At 33.8% G+C, this 17,341-nt stretch carries 17 protein-coding genes; 6 read left to right on the forward strand and 11 right to left on the reverse strand.

All coding sequences use genetic code 11. The features are described 5' to 3' along the window. Nucleotides 1-142 precede the first annotated feature (142 nt). Nucleotides 143-2,002, forward strand: a complete 1,860-nt coding sequence (locus B5X64_RS14265; protein WP_079465964.1) for a CocE/NonD family hydrolase — start codon at nucleotides 143-145, stop codon at nucleotides 2,000-2,002. 620 nt (nucleotides 2,003-2,622) lie between these two features. Here the strand turns inward: B5X64_RS14265 and B5X64_RS14270 are convergent. The 3 genes from B5X64_RS14270 to speB form a co-directional block, all read right to left on the reverse strand. Beyond that, nucleotides 2,623-3,234: an alpha-ketoglutarate-dependent dioxygenase AlkB family protein gene (locus B5X64_RS14270; RefSeq protein ID WP_079465897.1), complete on the reverse strand. Its 612-nt coding sequence runs from the start codon at nucleotides 3,232-3,234 to the stop codon at nucleotides 2,623-2,625. Nucleotides 3,235-3,495: 261 nt separating this feature from the next. Further along, nucleotides 3,496-4,350 carry a bifunctional helix-turn-helix domain-containing protein/methylated-DNA--[protein]-cysteine S-methyltransferase gene (locus B5X64_RS14275; RefSeq protein WP_079465898.1) on the reverse strand — a complete coding sequence of 285 codons (855 nt, stop codon included), beginning with the start codon at nucleotides 4,348-4,350 and terminating at the stop codon, nucleotides 3,496-3,498. A gap of 68 nt (nucleotides 4,351-4,418) precedes the next feature. After that, nucleotides 4,419-5,270, reverse strand: a complete 852-nt coding sequence (gene speB / locus B5X64_RS14280) for an agmatinase (RefSeq protein WP_079465899.1) — start codon at nucleotides 5,268-5,270, stop codon at nucleotides 4,419-4,421. A 172-nt stretch (nucleotides 5,271-5,442) separates the two neighbouring features. Here speB and B5X64_RS14285 point away from each other — a divergent pair, with 172 nt between their 5' ends. Next, on the forward strand, nucleotides 5,443-6,102 hold the full coding sequence (locus B5X64_RS14285; RefSeq protein WP_079465900.1) for an HAD family hydrolase: 660 nt from the start codon (nucleotides 5,443-5,445) through the stop codon (nucleotides 6,100-6,102). An 87-nt stretch (nucleotides 6,103-6,189) separates the two neighbouring features. Here the strand turns inward: B5X64_RS14285 and B5X64_RS14290 are convergent, their stop codons facing one another. From B5X64_RS14290 to B5X64_RS14305, 4 genes are all read right to left on the reverse strand, one after another. Then, nucleotides 6,190-7,581, reverse strand: coding sequence for a type III PLP-dependent enzyme domain-containing protein (locus B5X64_RS14290; protein ID WP_076562053.1), 1,392 nt, complete (start codon nucleotides 7,579-7,581; stop codon nucleotides 6,190-6,192). 108 nt (nucleotides 7,582-7,689) lie between these two features. After that, nucleotides 7,690-8,562 (reverse strand): tyrosine-protein phosphatase, encoded by an 873-nt coding sequence (locus tag B5X64_RS14295; RefSeq protein WP_079465901.1) that lies wholly within the window; start codon nucleotides 8,560-8,562, stop codon nucleotides 7,690-7,692. Then, entirely contained in the window at nucleotides 8,559-9,206 is a 648-nt protein-coding gene (locus B5X64_RS14300) for a thiamine diphosphokinase (protein WP_079465902.1), read from the reverse strand. The genes B5X64_RS14295 and B5X64_RS14300 overlap by 4 nt, the downstream gene beginning before the upstream one ends. Further along, nucleotides 9,196-9,765 (reverse strand): cob(I)yrinic acid a,c-diamide adenosyltransferase, encoded by a 570-nt coding sequence (locus B5X64_RS14305; RefSeq protein ID WP_066680818.1) that lies wholly within the window; start codon nucleotides 9,763-9,765, stop codon nucleotides 9,196-9,198. Before B5X64_RS14305 ends, B5X64_RS14300 begins: the two co-directional genes overlap by 11 nt. A gap of 246 nt (nucleotides 9,766-10,011) precedes the next feature. Here B5X64_RS14305 and B5X64_RS14310 point away from each other — a divergent pair, with 246 nt between their 5' ends. After that, the gene (locus tag B5X64_RS14310) at nucleotides 10,012-10,740 is read left to right on the forward strand and encodes a hypothetical protein (RefSeq protein WP_079465903.1); all 729 of its coding nucleotides are present in this window, start codon (nucleotides 10,012-10,014) and stop codon (nucleotides 10,738-10,740) included. A 103-nt stretch (nucleotides 10,741-10,843) separates the two neighbouring features. Here the strand turns inward: B5X64_RS14310 and hemB are convergent, their stop codons facing one another. Then, entirely contained in the window at nucleotides 10,844-11,833 is a 990-nt protein-coding gene (gene hemB, locus B5X64_RS14315; protein ID WP_079465904.1) for a porphobilinogen synthase, read from the reverse strand. A 119-nt stretch (nucleotides 11,834-11,952) separates the two neighbouring features. On the opposite strand from hemB, the gene B5X64_RS14320 reads away from it, so the two are divergent. The 3 genes from B5X64_RS14320 to B5X64_RS14330 all read left to right on the forward strand — a co-directional run bounded on the left by B5X64_RS14320 (nucleotide 11,953) and on the right by B5X64_RS14330 (nucleotide 14,636). Next, complete coding sequence (locus B5X64_RS14320; RefSeq protein ID WP_066680807.1) at nucleotides 11,953-12,303, forward strand: T9SS type A sorting domain-containing protein; 351 nt, start codon at nucleotides 11,953-11,955, stop codon at nucleotides 12,301-12,303. A gap of 106 nt (nucleotides 12,304-12,409) precedes the next feature. Next, on the forward strand, nucleotides 12,410-13,321 hold the full coding sequence (locus B5X64_RS14325; protein WP_079465905.1) for an ABC transporter ATP-binding protein: 912 nt from the start codon (nucleotides 12,410-12,412) through the stop codon (nucleotides 13,319-13,321). A gap of 4 nt (nucleotides 13,322-13,325) precedes the next feature. Continuing rightward, entirely contained in the window at nucleotides 13,326-14,636 is a 1,311-nt protein-coding gene (locus tag B5X64_RS14330) for an ABC transporter permease (RefSeq protein ID WP_079465906.1), read from the forward strand. A gap of 80 nt (nucleotides 14,637-14,716) precedes the next feature. Here B5X64_RS14330 and B5X64_RS14335 read toward each other — a convergent pair whose 3' ends face one another. The 3 genes from B5X64_RS14335 to B5X64_RS14345 form a co-directional block, all read right to left on the reverse strand. Further along, entirely contained in the window at nucleotides 14,717-15,394 is a 678-nt protein-coding gene (locus B5X64_RS14335) for a porin family protein (RefSeq protein WP_079465907.1), read from the reverse strand. 17 nt (nucleotides 15,395-15,411) lie between these two features. Further along, nucleotides 15,412-16,284 (reverse strand): succinate--CoA ligase subunit alpha, encoded by an 873-nt coding sequence (gene sucD / locus B5X64_RS14340; RefSeq protein WP_079465908.1) that lies wholly within the window; start codon nucleotides 16,282-16,284, stop codon nucleotides 15,412-15,414. A 90-nt stretch (nucleotides 16,285-16,374) separates the two neighbouring features. Beyond that, the gene (locus B5X64_RS14345) at nucleotides 16,375-17,277 is read right to left on the reverse strand and encodes a UDP-3-O-(3-hydroxymyristoyl)glucosamine N-acyltransferase (protein ID WP_079465909.1); all 903 of its coding nucleotides are present in this window, start codon (nucleotides 17,275-17,277) and stop codon (nucleotides 16,375-16,377) included. Nucleotides 17,278-17,341 lie beyond the last annotated feature (64 nt).

Here is a 17,341-nt window from a genome sequence, read left to right on the forward strand (position 1 = left end):
GCTTGCGCCAGCAAAACCAATCATTAAGATATACAAAAAAGACCGAAATTTCTTCTGGTCTTTTTCAGTATCATCATTTCATTTTTCAAACAATAACTACCAAAACTATTTAATCATTAAATTAGCATCAAAATTTTTATCAATGAAGAACTACTTTTCAATGTTGTTGATGTTTTTGTTTTTTGTAGGAACTGCGCAAAACACACCGCCAAAAGACACGTATGTAAAAGACAATTACACCAAACAGGAATTTTATATTCCGATGCGTGATGGTACAAAATTATTTACGGCGGTTTACATTCCGAAAGATATTTCCAATAAAAATAAATATCCTTTCTTGATGCAAAGAACCTGCTACAGTATTGCGCCATACGGTGAAAATGAATACAAACAGAGAATTGGCCCAAATCAGTTTTTAATGATAGACAAATACATTTTTGTGTATCAGGATGTTCGCGGAAGATATATGAGTGAAGGAATTTTCACCAATATGACACCACAGGTCGAAAGAAAAACCAAGAAAGATATTGATGAAAGTACAGATACCTACGACACGGTAGAATATTTAGTTAAAAACATCAAACACAACAACGGAAAAGTCGGTCAGTTTGGAACTTCATATCCAGGATTCTACACTGCGGTAGGAACTTTGGCACAACATCCGGCTTTGGTGGCATCTTCTCCACAGGCTCCAATTTCAGATTTCTGGAATGACGATTTTATGCACAATGGAAAATTTATGTTAGGCTATTTCAGAACTTTCCCGGTTTTCGGAATTCAGAAAACAAAAGCTGAAAACAAAGCGTGGTACATGGATACTTTCGTGAAACAAACTTCTGAAGACGGTTTAAAATTCTTCCGAGAGATGGGAACTTTGAAAGATGGTTATGACAAATATTATAAAGACAATTTCTTCATGACTGAAATTATGAATCATCCCAATTTTGATGAATTCTGGCAGAAAAGAAATCTTTTGCCCCATCTTAAAAACATCAATCATGCAGTGATGACCGTGGGTGGATGGTTTGATGCAGAAGATCTTTCAGGGCCTTTAAATATTTACAAAACCATTGAAAAAACAAGTCCGAAAGCTAAAAACACCATCGTGATGGGACCATTTTCTCACGGAGGTTGGGGACGCGAAGAAGGAAAACATTTTCATAATCAAATTTACTTCGGAGACAGCATCGCAACGTATTATCAGAAAAATGTTGAAACAAAATTCTTCAATCATTACCTAAAAGGAAATACAAAACAGGATGCCGGTTTGCCGGAAGCTTTGATGTATGACACAGGAGCAAAGCAATGGAGAGAATTTGCAACGTATCCACCAAAAGAAGCTAAAAAAGTTAGTTTTTATTTAGCTAACGGAACTTTAAAAAATTCTTCACAACAAGGATTTTCAGAATATTACAGTGATCCAAACAATCCTGTTTTAAGTTCTGATAACCTGAAAGATTTTAACGGATTTACGCCAAGAAATTACATGTCGGAAGATCAAAGGTTTGCTGTCGGAAGACCGGATGTCTTGACTTTTACCACAGACATTTTAACGGAAGATCTTACTTTCGCAGGAGAAATCATGGCTAAATTAAATATCGCTTCAACTTCCACCGATGCAGATTTCGCAGTGAAATTGATCGATGTTTATCCTGAAGATTTTAAACCCACTGAAAAGAAAGACGGCGTGATCTACGGAAATTACCATCAGATGGTAAGAAGTGAAATTATGCCTGCAAGATTCAGAAACTCCAGAGAAAAAGGGGAAGCTTTAGTTGCCAATCAGAAAACTGCCGTGAATTTCAGACTACAGGATGTGGTTCATACTTTCAAGAAAGGACATAAAATTCAGATTCAAATCAGCTCAACATGGTTTCCATTATTTGCCATTAATTCTCAGAAATTTTTAGACAACCCAAATTTTGCTACGAAAGAAGATTATACTAAAGCGTTTATTAAGGTTTTTGAAGATTCTTCGATTGAAGTTGAGGTTTTGAAATAACGATAAAAGCTGTTCGATGTGAACAGCTTTTTTGTTGTTTATTCTCTCGCAGATTTTGCAGATAACGTAGATCTTTTTAAACACAATCATCTGCGAAATTTGCTTAATCTGCGAGAGAAAATTCTGCTTCAAATTTGTCATTCCGTAGGAATCTAAGCTTTATTTTTAAAATTTAAATTCTAATAAATGAGTCCAGATTCCTACGGAATGACAAACTTAACTTTACAAACTTTACGTTAAAAAAAGTTCATTCCTCAATAGTTCTAAAAGTCAGATTCTTTTAGACAACCCAAATTTTGCTACGAAAGAAGATTATACGAAAGCGTTTATTAAGGTTTTTGAAGATTCTTCGATTGAAGTTGAGGTTTTGAAATAATGATAAAAGCTGTTCAAACCGAACAGCTTTTTTGTTTTTTATTATCTCGCAGATTTTGCAGATAACGCAGATCTTTTTAAACACAATCATCCGCGAAATTTGCTTAATCTGCGAGAGAAAATTCTGCATCAAATTTGTTATTCCGTAGGAATCTAAGCTTTATTTTTAAAATTTAAATTTTAATAAATGAGTCCAGATTCCTACGGAATGACAAACGTAATGTTAAAATTTCATGTTAAAAGAATTACTCTTCAATTGTCCTGAAAGTCAAATTTACTCTCGGAGTTTTTACTTTTGTCGTTGGCGGAAGTCGGTGCAGCCAGTTTTCCTGCGTTATTCCTTTCATCACCAATAAACTTCCGTTTTCCAATGAAATATCAATTCTTTCTTTGGAAATTTTATGCTTGAAAGCAAACTTTCTTTCCGCTCCGAAAGTTAAGGATGCAATTGCTCCGTGTTTTTTCAGGTCTTTTTCGCCGTCGCTGTGATAAGCCATTCCTTCGCTTCCGTCGTGATATAAATTCAGAAGACATGAATTGTAAGTTTCACCGGAAACTTCTTCACATTTTTGTTTTAATTGCAATAATTCTGGAGTCCAGAGTTTTGCATATTTTGTTCGGTTTGAATAGGTGTATTCAAACGTTTTTTCACCAAACCAAGCAACTTTTCTTTTGGTATAAATCAATTTTCCAAAAATGACGGCTTCATCATTTTCCCACTGGATTTGGTTGAATAAATACTGATAATATTTCTCACATTCAGCATCGGAAAAAATCTTTCCGTAATATTCTGTGACGCCGTCTTTAGGAAGAATATTGATGGGGAAATCTTGTATGTTATCAAATAAATTATTCATAATTACATTAAAATTAAATTGAACTAATTCCGCATACGCAGTTTGTCATTCCGAAAGAATCTAATATTATTTTTTCAACTGTTGAGATTCCTACGGAATGACAATGTTGAAGTAAATTTTATTATTGAAAATAGATTTTGGCTAAAGCCTATTCGATTATTCTATATTTTAAACGGGCTAAAGCCCGTTTCTATTGAAGAAAAATAATATAATAAATAAAATGAATGTGATTATTTGTGAAAACATTTGTGTTCATTGTGTTTAAAACAAATCATCAGAATAAACCTTCGAACTTTCCCAGCCAATAATCAGCTGTTTTCGGTCACTTCCCCACATATAACCACCAATTTTCCCTGAAGATTGTATAACCCGGTGACAAGGAATTAAAAACGCAACAGGATTGCTTCCGATGGCAGTTCCAACAGCTCTTGAGGCTTTTGGGTTTCCTATTTTATCAGCTAAACTACCATACGTTGATAATCTCCCCATTGGAATAGTCAATAAACTTTCCCAGACTTTGAGTTGAAAATCGGTTCCTTTTAAATGAAGCTTGATGGTATTGAGCTTTGACCAGTCTTTAGTGAAAATTGATAATGCATTTTGCTGAAGCTCATCATGTTTTTCAAAAAAAAATGCATTGGGAAATTTATTTTGTAAATCTCTCAATGCATTTTCTTTATCTTCTTCGAAAGCCATATAACAGATTCCTTTTTCAGTAGAAGCTGTGATTATTTTTCCAAACGGGCTTTCAGAAAAACTATAATTGATATTTAAATTTTTTCCGCCATTTTTATATTCTGCAGGCGACATCCCTTCAATTTTCACAAACAGATCGTGCAATCTGCTTGTACTTGAAAGTCCGGTCTCTAATGCAGCATCAAATAGCGTAGCTTTTTCTTCTTTCAGTAAACTTTTTGCATGCTCAAGACTGATGAACTGCAAAAATTTCTTCGGACTTGTTCCTGCCCAATCTGTAAATATTCTCTGAAAATGTGCCGGACTTAGATTTACTTTTTCAGCAACCTCATCCAAATTAGGCTGAAGCTTAAAATTGCTCTGAATAAATTCTATTGCTTTGGCAATTCTCTGATAATCTATTTCGTCTTGTGTGAACATTTCATTTTGTTTTGTATCACAAATTTCCAAAGAAAAACTGAAAGAAAAAATCCGTTTCCTGCGGAATTTTAGTCTTTGTTGATGTGATAATATGCCAACATTTTATAATACAGTTTCGCTGCTAAAAAGGCACTTGGTTTTGAATACGCAGAATCCATTAATTCAACAATATCAAAAGCAACAACGTTACATTTTTCGAAAACTTTTCTTAATAATTCTAATGTTGGATACCACTGTAAACCGCCTGGTTCTGGAGTTCCTGTTGAAGGTGCGATTGACGGGTCAAAAGCATCTAAATCGATTGTGATATAAACATTTCCTGAAACTTTTTCTAAAACATCGTTTACCCAGTTTTCATTATTGGCAATTTCATGAGCGAAAAACACTCTTCCTTCCGGTAAATATTCAACTTCTTCAGCATCCATAGAACGGATTCCCACCTGAACTAAATTATGTTTCTGATTCGCTTCAAAAACTGCACAAGCATGATTAGAAGTAGAGCCGTGGAATTCCGGACGCAAATCTGTGTGAGCATCTAACTGTAAAACCGTAAGATTTTCAAATTTTTCTCCAACTGCACGAATCGAACCGATAGAAACCGAATGTTCTCCACCAAAAAGTGTAAACAATTTATCTGTTGCCAAAAGCTCTTTTGTTTTCTGATAAACCGCTTCTGTCATCGCTTCAGGCGTAGAATTTTCAGAAATTTCTCCAGCTAAATAAACTCCTTCAAGATAAGGTTCTGTACCTGTTTCGATGTCGTACAATTCCATGTTTTCAGAAGCATCAAGGAATAATTCAGGGCCTTTATCTGCACCTTTTCCCCAAGTTGAAGTTCCATCGTAAGGAACTGTTACCAAAACTACTTTTGAATTTTCTAATGAAGCATTTTCTTCAGGAATTCCTGCGTATGTTTTCATAATTTATAATTAAAAAAATTAAATGATTTAAAGATTAAAATATTTGCGGCAAAGATAAGAAGAAGAAATTGTAAGTGTTTAAAATTATGAGCTATAAATTATGAGTTTTTAAATTTTTAAATCGTTTAATCTTTACATAATAAAACATTAATTTTGCACAAAATAAAAATTTATGTCCTTAAAAGCTGTGCTTTTCGATATGGATGGGGTAATTGTTGATACAGAACCTCTTCATAGAAAAGCTTATTTCAAAACATTCAACCAGCTAGAAATCGAGGTTTCTGAAGACCTTTATACTTCTTTTACAGGAGCTTCTACAAAAAGAGTTTGTGAAACTTTAATTTCTGAGTTTAATTTATCACACACTCACGAAGATATTACCAATATTAAAAGAACTCATTTCAAAGATTATTTTTACAACGATGAAGAATTTGATTTAATTCCAGGAGTAAGGAAATTAATCGAACATTATTACGAAAATAACGTTAAATTAATCGTTGCTTCTTCAGCAAGTATGACGACCATTAATATGGTTTTTGAAAAGTTTGGTTTAGAAAAATATTTTAGCGGAAAAATCAGCGGTGCAGATTTAAAAGAATCAAAGCCTCATCCTGAAATTTTCCAGCTTGCCGCAAAAATGGCCAATGAACCTATTGAAAACTGTATGGTCATTGAAGATTCTACCAACGGAATTTTAGCGGCACACAAAGCGAATATTTTCTGTACAGCTTATAATAGTTTCCATTCTCACAATCAGGATTATAGTTTAGCAAATATGGTTATTACAGACTATTCCGAAATCGAAGTTGATAAAATTTCTAAACATTTTTAAAATATGAAAGCTCTCCAATTTGGAGAGCTTTGTTTTTATCTAAACGTGCCGAAGCTCATTTCTATTGAAAGAAATGACTCTTCGCTATTAATATCCTAATAATTTCAAAATATCTTCAGGTTCCTGTCTTTCTCTAAAGATCTCATATTGGAATTCTCCATTTTCATCTTTTTGAATCAGGATATGTCTTGGTTGTGGCATCAAACAGTGATGAACTCCACCATAACCACCAATTGTTTCCTGATACGCACCAGTGTGGAAAAACCCAATATACAAAGGTTTCGTATCGCTGAAAACTGGCAAATAAATCGCGTTGGTATGCTGTTCAGAGTTGTAATAATCATCTGAATCACAAGTCAATCCACCTAAGAAAACTCTTTCATAAGAATCTTCCCAACGGTTTAACGGAAGCATAATAAAGTGTCTCGAAATCGCCCAAGTATCTGGAAGCGTGGTCATGAAAGAAGAATCAATCATATTCCATTTTTCTCTGTCGTTCTGACGTTTCTGAGAAATAATTTTATATAAATTTGCACCACTTTCTCCTACCGTAAAGCTTCCAAATTCTGTATAAATATTCGGTTCTTCTACTCCTTCTTCTTCACAGAATTTTTTAATTTGAGAAACGATTTCTTCCACCATATATTGGTAATCGTAATCGAAATTCAAAGAAGTTTTAATTGGGAAACCTCCACCGATATTCAGTGAATTTACTTCGGGAGCAATTTTCTTCAAACGTGCGTACACACGAAGACATTTGTATAATTCGTTCCAGTAATATGCGGTATCTTTGATTCCAGTATTGATGAAAAAGTGAAGCATTTTCAGTCTTGCATTCGGATGTTCAGCAATTTTCTGGCTGTAGTAAGGAATAATATCTTTATATCCGATCCCTAATCTTGAGGTATAAAATTCGAACTTAGGTTCTTCCTCAGAAGCAATTCTGATTCCGATATCGAAAGTAGTGTCGATACTTTCAGTTAACTTATCAAGCTCTCTGTAATTATCTAAAATAGGAGTGATATTTTCAAAACCGCTGTTGATCATATCTGAGATTTTCGCCAGATAATCATCCGTTTTGAAACCATTACAGATCACCTCAATATTTTTATCAACTTTACCTTCTGTGTAAAGCGACTTCACAATATCCATATCGTAAGCTGAAGATGTTTCGATAGAAATATCGTTCTTCAAAGCTTCTTCAATTACAAATTTGAAATGGCTGGATTTTGTACAGTAACAGTATCTGTAATTTTTTTTGTAATCGATTTTCTCAAAAGCTTCCTTAAACCAGCCTTTTGCTTTTTGAATATTTTGAGAAATCTTCGGGAGGTAACTTACCTTAAGAGGCGTTCCAAACTTCTCAACAACTTCCATCAAAGGAATATCGTGAAAAGACAAATTGTTCTCAGAAACATTGAATTCTTCCGTTGGAAAATACAATGTCTGATCAATAAGTTCCGAGTATTTTATTTTCATTTTTTAACAAGTGAATTAAGAATGCAAAATTGCTAAAAAAGTTTGATTTTTTAACGTTAAATTTATTATAAATTTCCACTGTTGTTCGACTAAAAAATTAGTCTATAATCAATACGTGAACTTAAGAATATATTCGTCTCTTTTATTTTCAGAAATTCCCAAATTTTGATGAATATAAATATCAATTGAACCGTATTTTTTATTAATTTCTAAAAAAGCAGCTTCTAAATAATCTTTTTCTACCCAACTTAATTTTTCGATAACATTTAAATCCATTTTCGGGTATATAAAATGTAGATTATGAGCGAGATGAAGTCTTTTTTGCACTAATTGTTTGCGGTAATTGTTTGAAAGAAGATAGTCGTTCTCAATCGTTGCTTTGTCAAATTTTAAAATAGTTAAAATTAATGCGGTTATTATTCCGGTTCTGTCTTTTCCTGCGGTACAATGATATAAAACAGGATTTTCTGAATCTAAAATCTCATGAATAATCTTTTTAATAATTTCCGGATTTTCTGTTGCGTAAGTTTTATAAAAGTCAAGCATTCTGTGGTCTGCATCTGAACCTTTTACTTTTCCTTTTAAAACAAGCTTTTTCGCCTGATTCAGCTGATCTCCTTCATCTTCAAAAGCAGAATAATTTTTATAATCAATATTTTGAGGAATTACATCGGGTTTCTGCGAAATTTCTTTAGAATTTCTCAAATCAATAATTTCTTTAATTCCTAACTTTTGAAACTCTTTTATAGACTTGTTCTTTAGTTGATGCAAATGCGCGCTTCTGTAAAACTTTCCTTCTTTTAAAATTCTGCCATCTATATTTTTGATATTTCCAATCGTTCTGAAATTGGTTACTTTTATTTTAAATTGGTTTTCAGTTTGTGAAATTCCGTATTCAGGTGTAGAAAAATCTTGTGTCTTACAGGATAAAACACAAAAAACAATGATAATGAGGAGTGATATTTTTATTAATTGTTTCAATATATTTCAGGATATTCTATTTCATTAATTCCAACAAAAAATAAAAGATCTCCAGATTCATATTCAATAGAAATTTCATCCTCTGCTGCAAAATTCCGCGTACCGATTCTTGAGATCATGCTTAAACTATCATTTATTAATGGCCAGTTCAATCCTTTTGTCGTAATATTTTCAGCTGAAGGAAATGGATACAGAGAAATCATTTTGTTTTTAACATTTTTCAGCGTGAAATTTTTCGGAATAAAATAATACTCAGAAAACTCGTCATAAAACTTTATGTTTAAATTATTCTTAAATGAATAAGCAACCGTAAGATTTCCTAAAAAATGATCCTGCTCACCTCCACTTCCACCTAAAACATCAACATTTTGAAAGCCTTTTTCTAAAATAATTTCTAAAGCTTTATGAAAATCTGTTTTCTCCTGATCCAGTGTAAGAATAAATTTCTCCTGATAAACATTTTCGTCTGACCCAATATGAGAATCAAAATCTCCGGAAATAAAATCTAATTTATCTAAAGGAAAACCGAGTTCTTTCAAATAATGAAAAGCACCATCAGTACAGGCAATCAAATCATATTTTTCTAAATTGGGAAAGGATTTTGGTGCATCACCATTGATGAAAAGAAGTACTTTATCTTTCATTCGGATTCCAGTATTCTTCCGGTTCGTTGTTGATTTTTGAGATATATCTTGCCAAAACAAATAGATAATCAGAAAGACGATTCAGATATTTAATCAATTCAGGACGTACTTCTTCAGACTCATTTAAGAATACTAATGAACGTTCCGCTCTTCTACAAATCGTTCTTGCAGCATGTAAAAAAGTCGCCGATTTTCCGCCTCCCGGAAGAATAAAGTATTGAAGAGGCTCTAGTTTATCTTCAAAACCATCCATCCAATTTTCTAGTTCTTCAATTTCTGTATCAGAAATAATCAAAGGTAGACGAGATTTTCCGTTAGCCAACATCAGTTTATCAACCGGAGTTGCCGCCTCAGAACCTACTGTAAACAAATCAAACTGAATTTTTTTCAATTGTTTCAAAACTTCTTCATCAGTGATATGACTTTTAGAAATTCCGATAAAAGAATTCAGTTCATCAATATTTCCGTAGCTATCAACTCTTGCGCTGGCTTTTGAAACTCTCGTACCGCCGTATAAAGCGGTCTGCCCTTTATCTCCTGTTTTAGTGTATATCTTCATAGGTGAATTTTCGTTATTCTTAAAACCATGCGTAATCATGGTGATTTCAGAAGACTAAATTACTTTTTTAAAACTATGCTGACAAATGTTTTGGGGTAAGTTTAAAGCGACGTTGTTTACAGGAAGCTTTTACTGATATAAACCCATTATTAAATCTTATGAATCCTTTTAAATTGTGATGATAAAATAAGATCAATTTCGATATTTTTTATTTAATTTTAAATCACCAAATCATAAATAATAATTATGCAAACCAATCAACAGTTAAGCGACTTAATGGCGCTGGATCTGGGAATCAACCTGATCAACAGAAGACCTTACGCAAAAGAAGTTTTTAAATGGCAGGATATCGAGCTTCTTCCCCATTCGTCAACCGATACTTTACTTTGTGAAATCTACGAGTGGAACGGACGAAACTGGCGCACAACCAATAACAACCTCATCGGTTATTTATTTTCAGGTGAACAATTAAATACGGTAAAAAATCAATTATTAAATACTCCAAAACATATGGCATTGATTCCTGACTTTGAATTTACCAAAGACAGTATGATCGAATACGGTTTGTCGTTACCGTCTTTATTTAACATTGGAATTAACGGCAACATCAACAGTGCAAAAAATTTCTCCATTCGTGTAAATGGAGTAACAAAATCCAGAATTACCAATATCGATTCGCCGGGGATTGAAATCTTGAAAAGTTTCTCGGAATTCACACAGTCAAAATCGAAAACGTATCGCAAGAATATTAAGTTTAATTACTTGAGTATCTCTCTATTTTATGCTGAAAGTGTAGAAATTTTTCTTGAAAAAGAATCAGGAGTGGCTTTGGATGTTAGTTTTCAGACAACCAATGTGGATGTAGAAGCAAAAGTGGATACCGATACCAAAAAACATTTTGTGTTAAAATATTCCGGAAACCAGGCTCCTTTTGCCGCAAAGTTTACGAAAGGAAAAAACTTTGATGTAGAATAAGCTTTTTTAGTTATGAGTTAAAAATTATGAATTATGAGTTGATTGAAACCGAAGATTTCATTGAAATCAACTCATAATTCATAACTCATCATTTTAAACTTTTTTACTTGTTTAAAATCATTGCAGCTTCTTTTGCTGCATAGGTGAAAATCATATCTGCTCCTGCTCTTTTAAAGCAAGTTAAGCTTTCAATAATTGCTTTATCATTATCGAGCCAGCCGTTTTGAGCAGCAGCTTTCAGCATTGCATATTCTCCGCTTACATTATAAACTGCAATCGGCAAATCAATTGCTTCACGCACTTTTGCGACAATATCCAAATAAGGAAGACCTGGTTTGATCATAATAATGTCTGCACCTTCTTCCACATCTTTGAAAACTTCATTTAATGCTTCACGGGAATTGTGAAAATCCATCTGATAGGTTTTTTTATCTTTCGGAATTTCCATATCGTCTTTTGGTGCGCTGTCTAAAGCACTTCTGAACGGTCCGTAAAAAGAACTTGCATATTTTGCCGCATAGCTTAGAATTCCCACATCATGAAAACCGCTTTCTTCCAAAGCCTCACGAATTGCCAAAACTCTGCCATCCATCATGTCGCTCGGTGCCACAATGTCAGCTCCGGCTTCAGCATGTGACACTGCCATTTTTGCCAACGCATCATTGGTAGCATCATTGATAATTTTTCCGTTTTCAATGATTCCGTCGTGACCGTAAATTGAGTAAGGATCTAAAGCAACATCAGGCATAATCACCATTTCAGGAATAGCGTTTTTAATTGCCTTAATCGTATTTTGCATTAAACCATCTTTATTCCACGCTTCTTTTCCGGTGTTATCCTTTAGATCATCAGAAACTTTCATATAAAGATTAACCGCCTTTACTCCTAAAGAAAATAATTCTTTACATTCTTTTACCGTAAGATCAATGCTTCGCCTGAAAATTCCGGGCATTGAAGCAATGGCTTCTTCTTTATTTTCGCCTTCCATTACGAAAATAGGCATTACAAAATCGTTCACTGAAAGACTGCATTCTCTTACCAAACCTCTCATCGATTCATTCACTCTTAGTCTTCTGTTTCTAGAATATATCATCTTTGGAATACTTTTTGAATAATTTATTGCAAATTTAATATAAGTTCTACAAAAAACTATTGCAGATGATTATAGAATTTATTATTTTTGTTAGTAATATTTAAGCAAATATATCGTTGATGAAAAAACTTTTACTTTTATTTATATTTATTGGCGCTACTATTGGGTTTTCTGATAATCTGAAAGCACAAATAAAAGAGCCAACTTCCACTAATCAAAAATCTGATGACGGTGTGCTTACTGCATATCCTAACCCAGCGAAAGATTTTTTGATGGTGAAAGCTAAAGATACTTCGTTAAAAATAAAGAATGTCACATTTTATTCTATATTAGGAACTCAGGTTGCTACTTATAATGTAAACAGTAACAGTTCGGAAATAAATATTCAGAGATTGAAACCCGGAAAATATTTAATTAGATATATTTTAAGCGACAATACACAGAAAGTTACTCAAATAGTAAAGCAATAATATTCAAAATCCTGATAATCATCAGGATTTTTTCTTTTAGCACATTTTTTTTCAATTATTCCGTAACTTTCGGGATATTTCATAACTAATTGTAAAAACAATTTTAATGCTAAAAGCTGAACAAATTACTAAAACCTACAATGCCGGAAAAAAAACCGCATTAGAAGATTTTAGCATACACGTTCCGAAAGGAAGTATTTATGGTCTTCTAGGGCCAAACGGAGCAGGAAAAACATCATTCATCCGAATTATCAATCAGATTACACAAGCCGATTCAGGAAACGTTTTCATCAACGGAGAAAAATTGAATCCTAATCATATTAAAGACATCGGTTATATGCCGGAAGAGCGTGGCCTTTATAAAAATATGAGTGTTGGTGATCAGATTCTTTATTTTGGAGAACTGAAAGGAATGAAGAAAAGTGATGCTCTGAACGAAGCAAAAAAATGGTTTGACAAACTGAATATCGACCAGTGGTGGAAAAAGAAGCTTTCTGAATTATCTAAAGGGATGGCTCAAAAAATCCAGTTCGTGGTAACCGTTCTTCACAGACCACATCTTTTGATTCTTGATGAACCATTTTCAGGTTTTGACCCAGTGAATGCCAATTTAATTAAAGATCAGATTATTGAACTTAAAAATAACGGAACGACAATTATTCTTTCTACCCACAGAATGGAAAGTGTGGAAGAAATGTGTGATTATGTGGCTTTGATTAATAATTCTAAAAAAATAATCGACGGAAGAGTTTTTGATGTTCGCGAAAAATTCAAAAAAAATATTTTCGGAATTACTTTGTCTGAAGTCAATGATGACCAGTTTGTTCAGTTTAAAGACAAATATGGAATTTTCAACATGACTAATGAAAACAATTTGGTTTCTTTTGATCTGAAAAATGAAGCAGACCAAAACAGTATTCTTTTAGACTTGGTTAATGTAGGAAAAGTAAGGTCTTTCGATGAAAGAATTCCAAGCATGAATGAAGTATTTATTAATGCGGTAAGCAATCACTCTTAATTTTATGAACAATATTTTTTTAATTACAAAAAGAGAGTTTCTTACGCAGGTTAAGAAGAAATCTTTCATTATACTTACTTTACTGGCTCCGTTGATGATTATTGCATTTGGAGCGGTTATAGGATTTATGTTTAAAGCCAATCAATCTCATAATGTGATTGAAGTTGTAGACAACAGCGGATTGTTTAAAGGACAGCTTAAGTCTGATGAAAAAATCAATTATGTTTTTATTCCTTCGGCTGAAGAACAGGCTAAAGTTAAAAACCTGAAAGGCAACGAAAGTCTTGACGGAATTTTAATTCTTCCCGCTTTATCAGGTAACAATCTTGATGACATTGAAAAAAACACAAGATTGGTTGTGAATACCAAAATTGGTCTTGATACGAAACAGCAAATTATTTCAGACATTACGAATGTTATTAAAAAAGAAAAAATAAAGCAACTTGGTATTCAGGAAGCACAACTTGAAAATTTAGATAAAAGTTTTACCTTAAAAACCATCAACGTTTCTGAAGACAATAAAGAAGATTCTGATTTGGCATTTGGTGTAAAAAGCGTTCTGAGTATGGTTTTGATGTATGTGACGTTCATGTTTATCTTAATCTATGGAGTTAGAGTAATGAGAAGTGTATTGGAGGAAAAAAACAACCGAGTTGTTGAAATCATCATTTCTTCTGTAAAGCCTTTTGAACTCATGATGGGAAAAATTTTGGGTGTAACTTTGGTTGCCTTAACTCAGTTTATTGTGTGGATTACAATGTCTGTGGTTGGTGCTTTGGTTTTAAACACAGGTTTTTCTTCACTTCAAAACAGTATTCCTGGTGGAAACGAAGAAATGATGAGTAAGCTTGATATTGCTCAGATTGCGACACAAGCTTCTCACAGTTTATTGGAAATGAATTTCCCGCTAATCATCTTCGTATTTATTGTATTTTTCCTTTTGGGATACATGTTTTACAGTTCTGTTTATGCGGCAATCGGTTCAGCAGTAGATAATGAAACCGAAACTCAGCAGTTTACATTATTTGCTATTCTTCCGCTTACTTTAGGGATGTATGGAAGTATTTCTGTGATTAATAATCCTGATGGGCCGGTTGGGTTCTGGATGTCGATGATTCCGTTTACATCTCCCGTTGCGATGGTTGCAAGAATTCCGTTTGGAGTTCCGGCATGGCAGATCGCTTTATCGATGGCCTTGCTTTTAGGAACAACTATTTTTATGATTTTCTTAGCCGGAAAAATTTACAGAGTAGGAATTCTGATGTATGGAAACAAAGCGACTTTGAAAGAAATATGGAAGTGGATTAGAGGGTAAAACGTCTATTTTATAAATAATAAACAAAACTCCCGAAACTATTAAGTTTCGGGAGTTTTTATGTTTTGAATGAAAAAATTCTATTCGAAAATATAACTAAGACTTAAGCTAAGAACCTGCTCAGATTTCTTTTTTACTGTATTAGGATCTTTAGTAAAATCTTCAACAAGCTTAGGATATGTATTAGAAAGCCCTAAATCATATTTTAAAGTTAGCTCTAACTGTCTTTTATAGCTATACCCTATTCCTGCCCCAATGGCAAAGTTAAAACTATTTGCTTTACCGCTAATCTGAGGATAGTTGGGAACGGTTACATCAGGATCATAATAAGGTCTTCCAAGAGGCACGTCTTTTACATTCTGACTAAGCAAGAAATTAAATCTAGGACCAATAAGTCCAAAAAATTCTGATTCTGCTTCAGAAAAATACCCCTTAAAATAGATAGGAACACTTAAATAGTTATTAGCATATACTGCGTTATAACCATCAGCTCCTTTCGCATTTTTATCTTTCCCTGACTCTCCGGCTCCGTAATACGTAACCTCGGGTTGCAAATAAAACTGATTTGCCCCACCCATTGGAATGAGCGCTAACACCCCACCCTGAAAAGCAAATTTTGCCCCAGAAGGATTGTGAGCGTTTTTAATTCTGGAATAGTTTGCACCTGCAGTAAGACCGAATCTTGTACTTCTTAAATCGATTTGTGCGAACGATAAAAAAGAAAAAGCCAGTGCAGATGTTAATAAAATTTTTTTCATATCATATTTGTTTTTGCTTATCCTAGGATTTTTGCTACAGTAGCACCAATATCAGCAGGAGAATCTACAACGTTGATTCCGTTTTCTCTCATGATTTCCATTTTTGCCTGAGCTGTATCTTCATCACCACCAACGATTGCACCAGCGTGCCCCATTGTTCTTCCTTTAGGAGCAGTTTGTCCTGCGATGAAACCTACTACTGGTTTTGTAGAACCACTCGCTTTGTACCATCTTGCAGCTTCAGCCTCAAGACCACCACCGATTTCTCCGATCATTACAACCGCTTCAGTTTCTGGATCATTGATGAATAATTCTAACGCTTCTTTAGTTGTAGTTCCGATAATTGGGTCACCACCAATTCCGATTGCAGTAGAAATACCGTAACCTGCTCTTACAACCTGATCAGCAGCTTCATAAGTAAGGGTTCCTGATTTTGAAACGATACCTACTTTTCCTTTTTTGAAAACAAAACCTGGCATAATACCAATTTTAGCTTCATCAGAAGTGATAATTCCCGGACAGTTTGGCCCGATCAATCTGCACTCTTTGTCTGCGATATAAGATTTTACTTTTACCATATCTGCAACAGGAATACCTTCTGTAATACAAACGATCACTTTGATACCCGCTTCAGCAGCTTCCATAATAGCATCTGCAGCAAATGCAGGTGGTACAAAAATAATACTTACGTTGGCTTCAGCTTTTGATACAGCATCAGCTACCGTGTTGAATACCGGCTTACCTAAGTGCTCGCTTCCTCCTTTTCCTGGAGTAACACCACCTACTACGTTTGTTCCGTATTCGATCATCTGACCAGCGTGGAAAGTACCTTCGTTACCTGTAAATCCTTGTACAATTACTTTAGAATCTTTGTTTACTAAAATTGACATTTTATAATTTATTTAATTTATTTATAATTTTATTAATGCTCACAAATTTACTTATTTTTCTTTGATTTTAGATAAAACCGAGCAATTTGTTTATTCAAGATTTCTCAATTTCACCTCTTTTTTCAGGTAGGTTTTATAATCTTCGGCAAACATTCCGATATAAGTTCCTTTTTTAAGGTCTCTATTGACACCGGTTTTACCTAAAAGTACAGATCCGCTTTCAATAGTATTCCCTGAAGCAATGCCGACTTGTCCCCATAAAGTTACCTCATCACCGATGATACAACATCCTGCAACACCAACCTGTGAAGCAATCAGGCATTTTTTGCCGATTATGGTATCGTGACCGATCTGAATTTGATTATCTAAAACAGAACCTTCACCAATAATGGTAGAATCTGTAACTCCCCTATCGATGGTACAGCCGTTCCCAATTTCTACATTATTTTCGATAATTACATTTCCTACTGAGATTAAACGGTCAAAATTTCCATTAAGTTTTCTGTAATAAAATGCATCACCTCCTAAAACGGTGTTGGATTGAATCACCACATTATCCCCAATTACAGTTCGGTCACCAATGACAACGTTTGGAAAAATTAAAGTATTTTTTCCGATAGTAATATTGTTTCCTAAAACTGCTGAAGGATGGATTTTTGTGCCTTCGCCAATTTCTACATCATGAAGTGTTTCGGTGAAATTGTAAATTCTTGTGAAATGAGTATTGATTTTATTAAAATCTCTAAAAGGATCGTCTGAAACCAAAAGTGCTTTTCCTTCTGGGCATTCTACTTCTTTATCGATTAAGATAATGGTTGCTGCAGAGTTTAAAGCTTTATCGTAGTATTTGGGATGATTTACGAAAACAATTTCGCCAGATTTTACTCTGTGAATTTCGTTGGTTCCCAATACTTCAAAATCTTCAGAGCCTATAAATTTTGCTCCGATAAGATCTGCAATTTTTTTAAGTTTTTGTGGCTGATGAAACGTCATATTTTTAAATGATGTTTTTTAGTTTAATCAATCTTGTTGCGGTTTTGAAAGCCTGACAAGATTT

It is taken from the genome of Chryseobacterium balustinum, from assembly GCF_900168205.1.
GTDB classification, from domain to species: domain Bacteria; phylum Bacteroidota; class Bacteroidia; order Flavobacteriales; family Weeksellaceae; genus Chryseobacterium; species Chryseobacterium balustinum.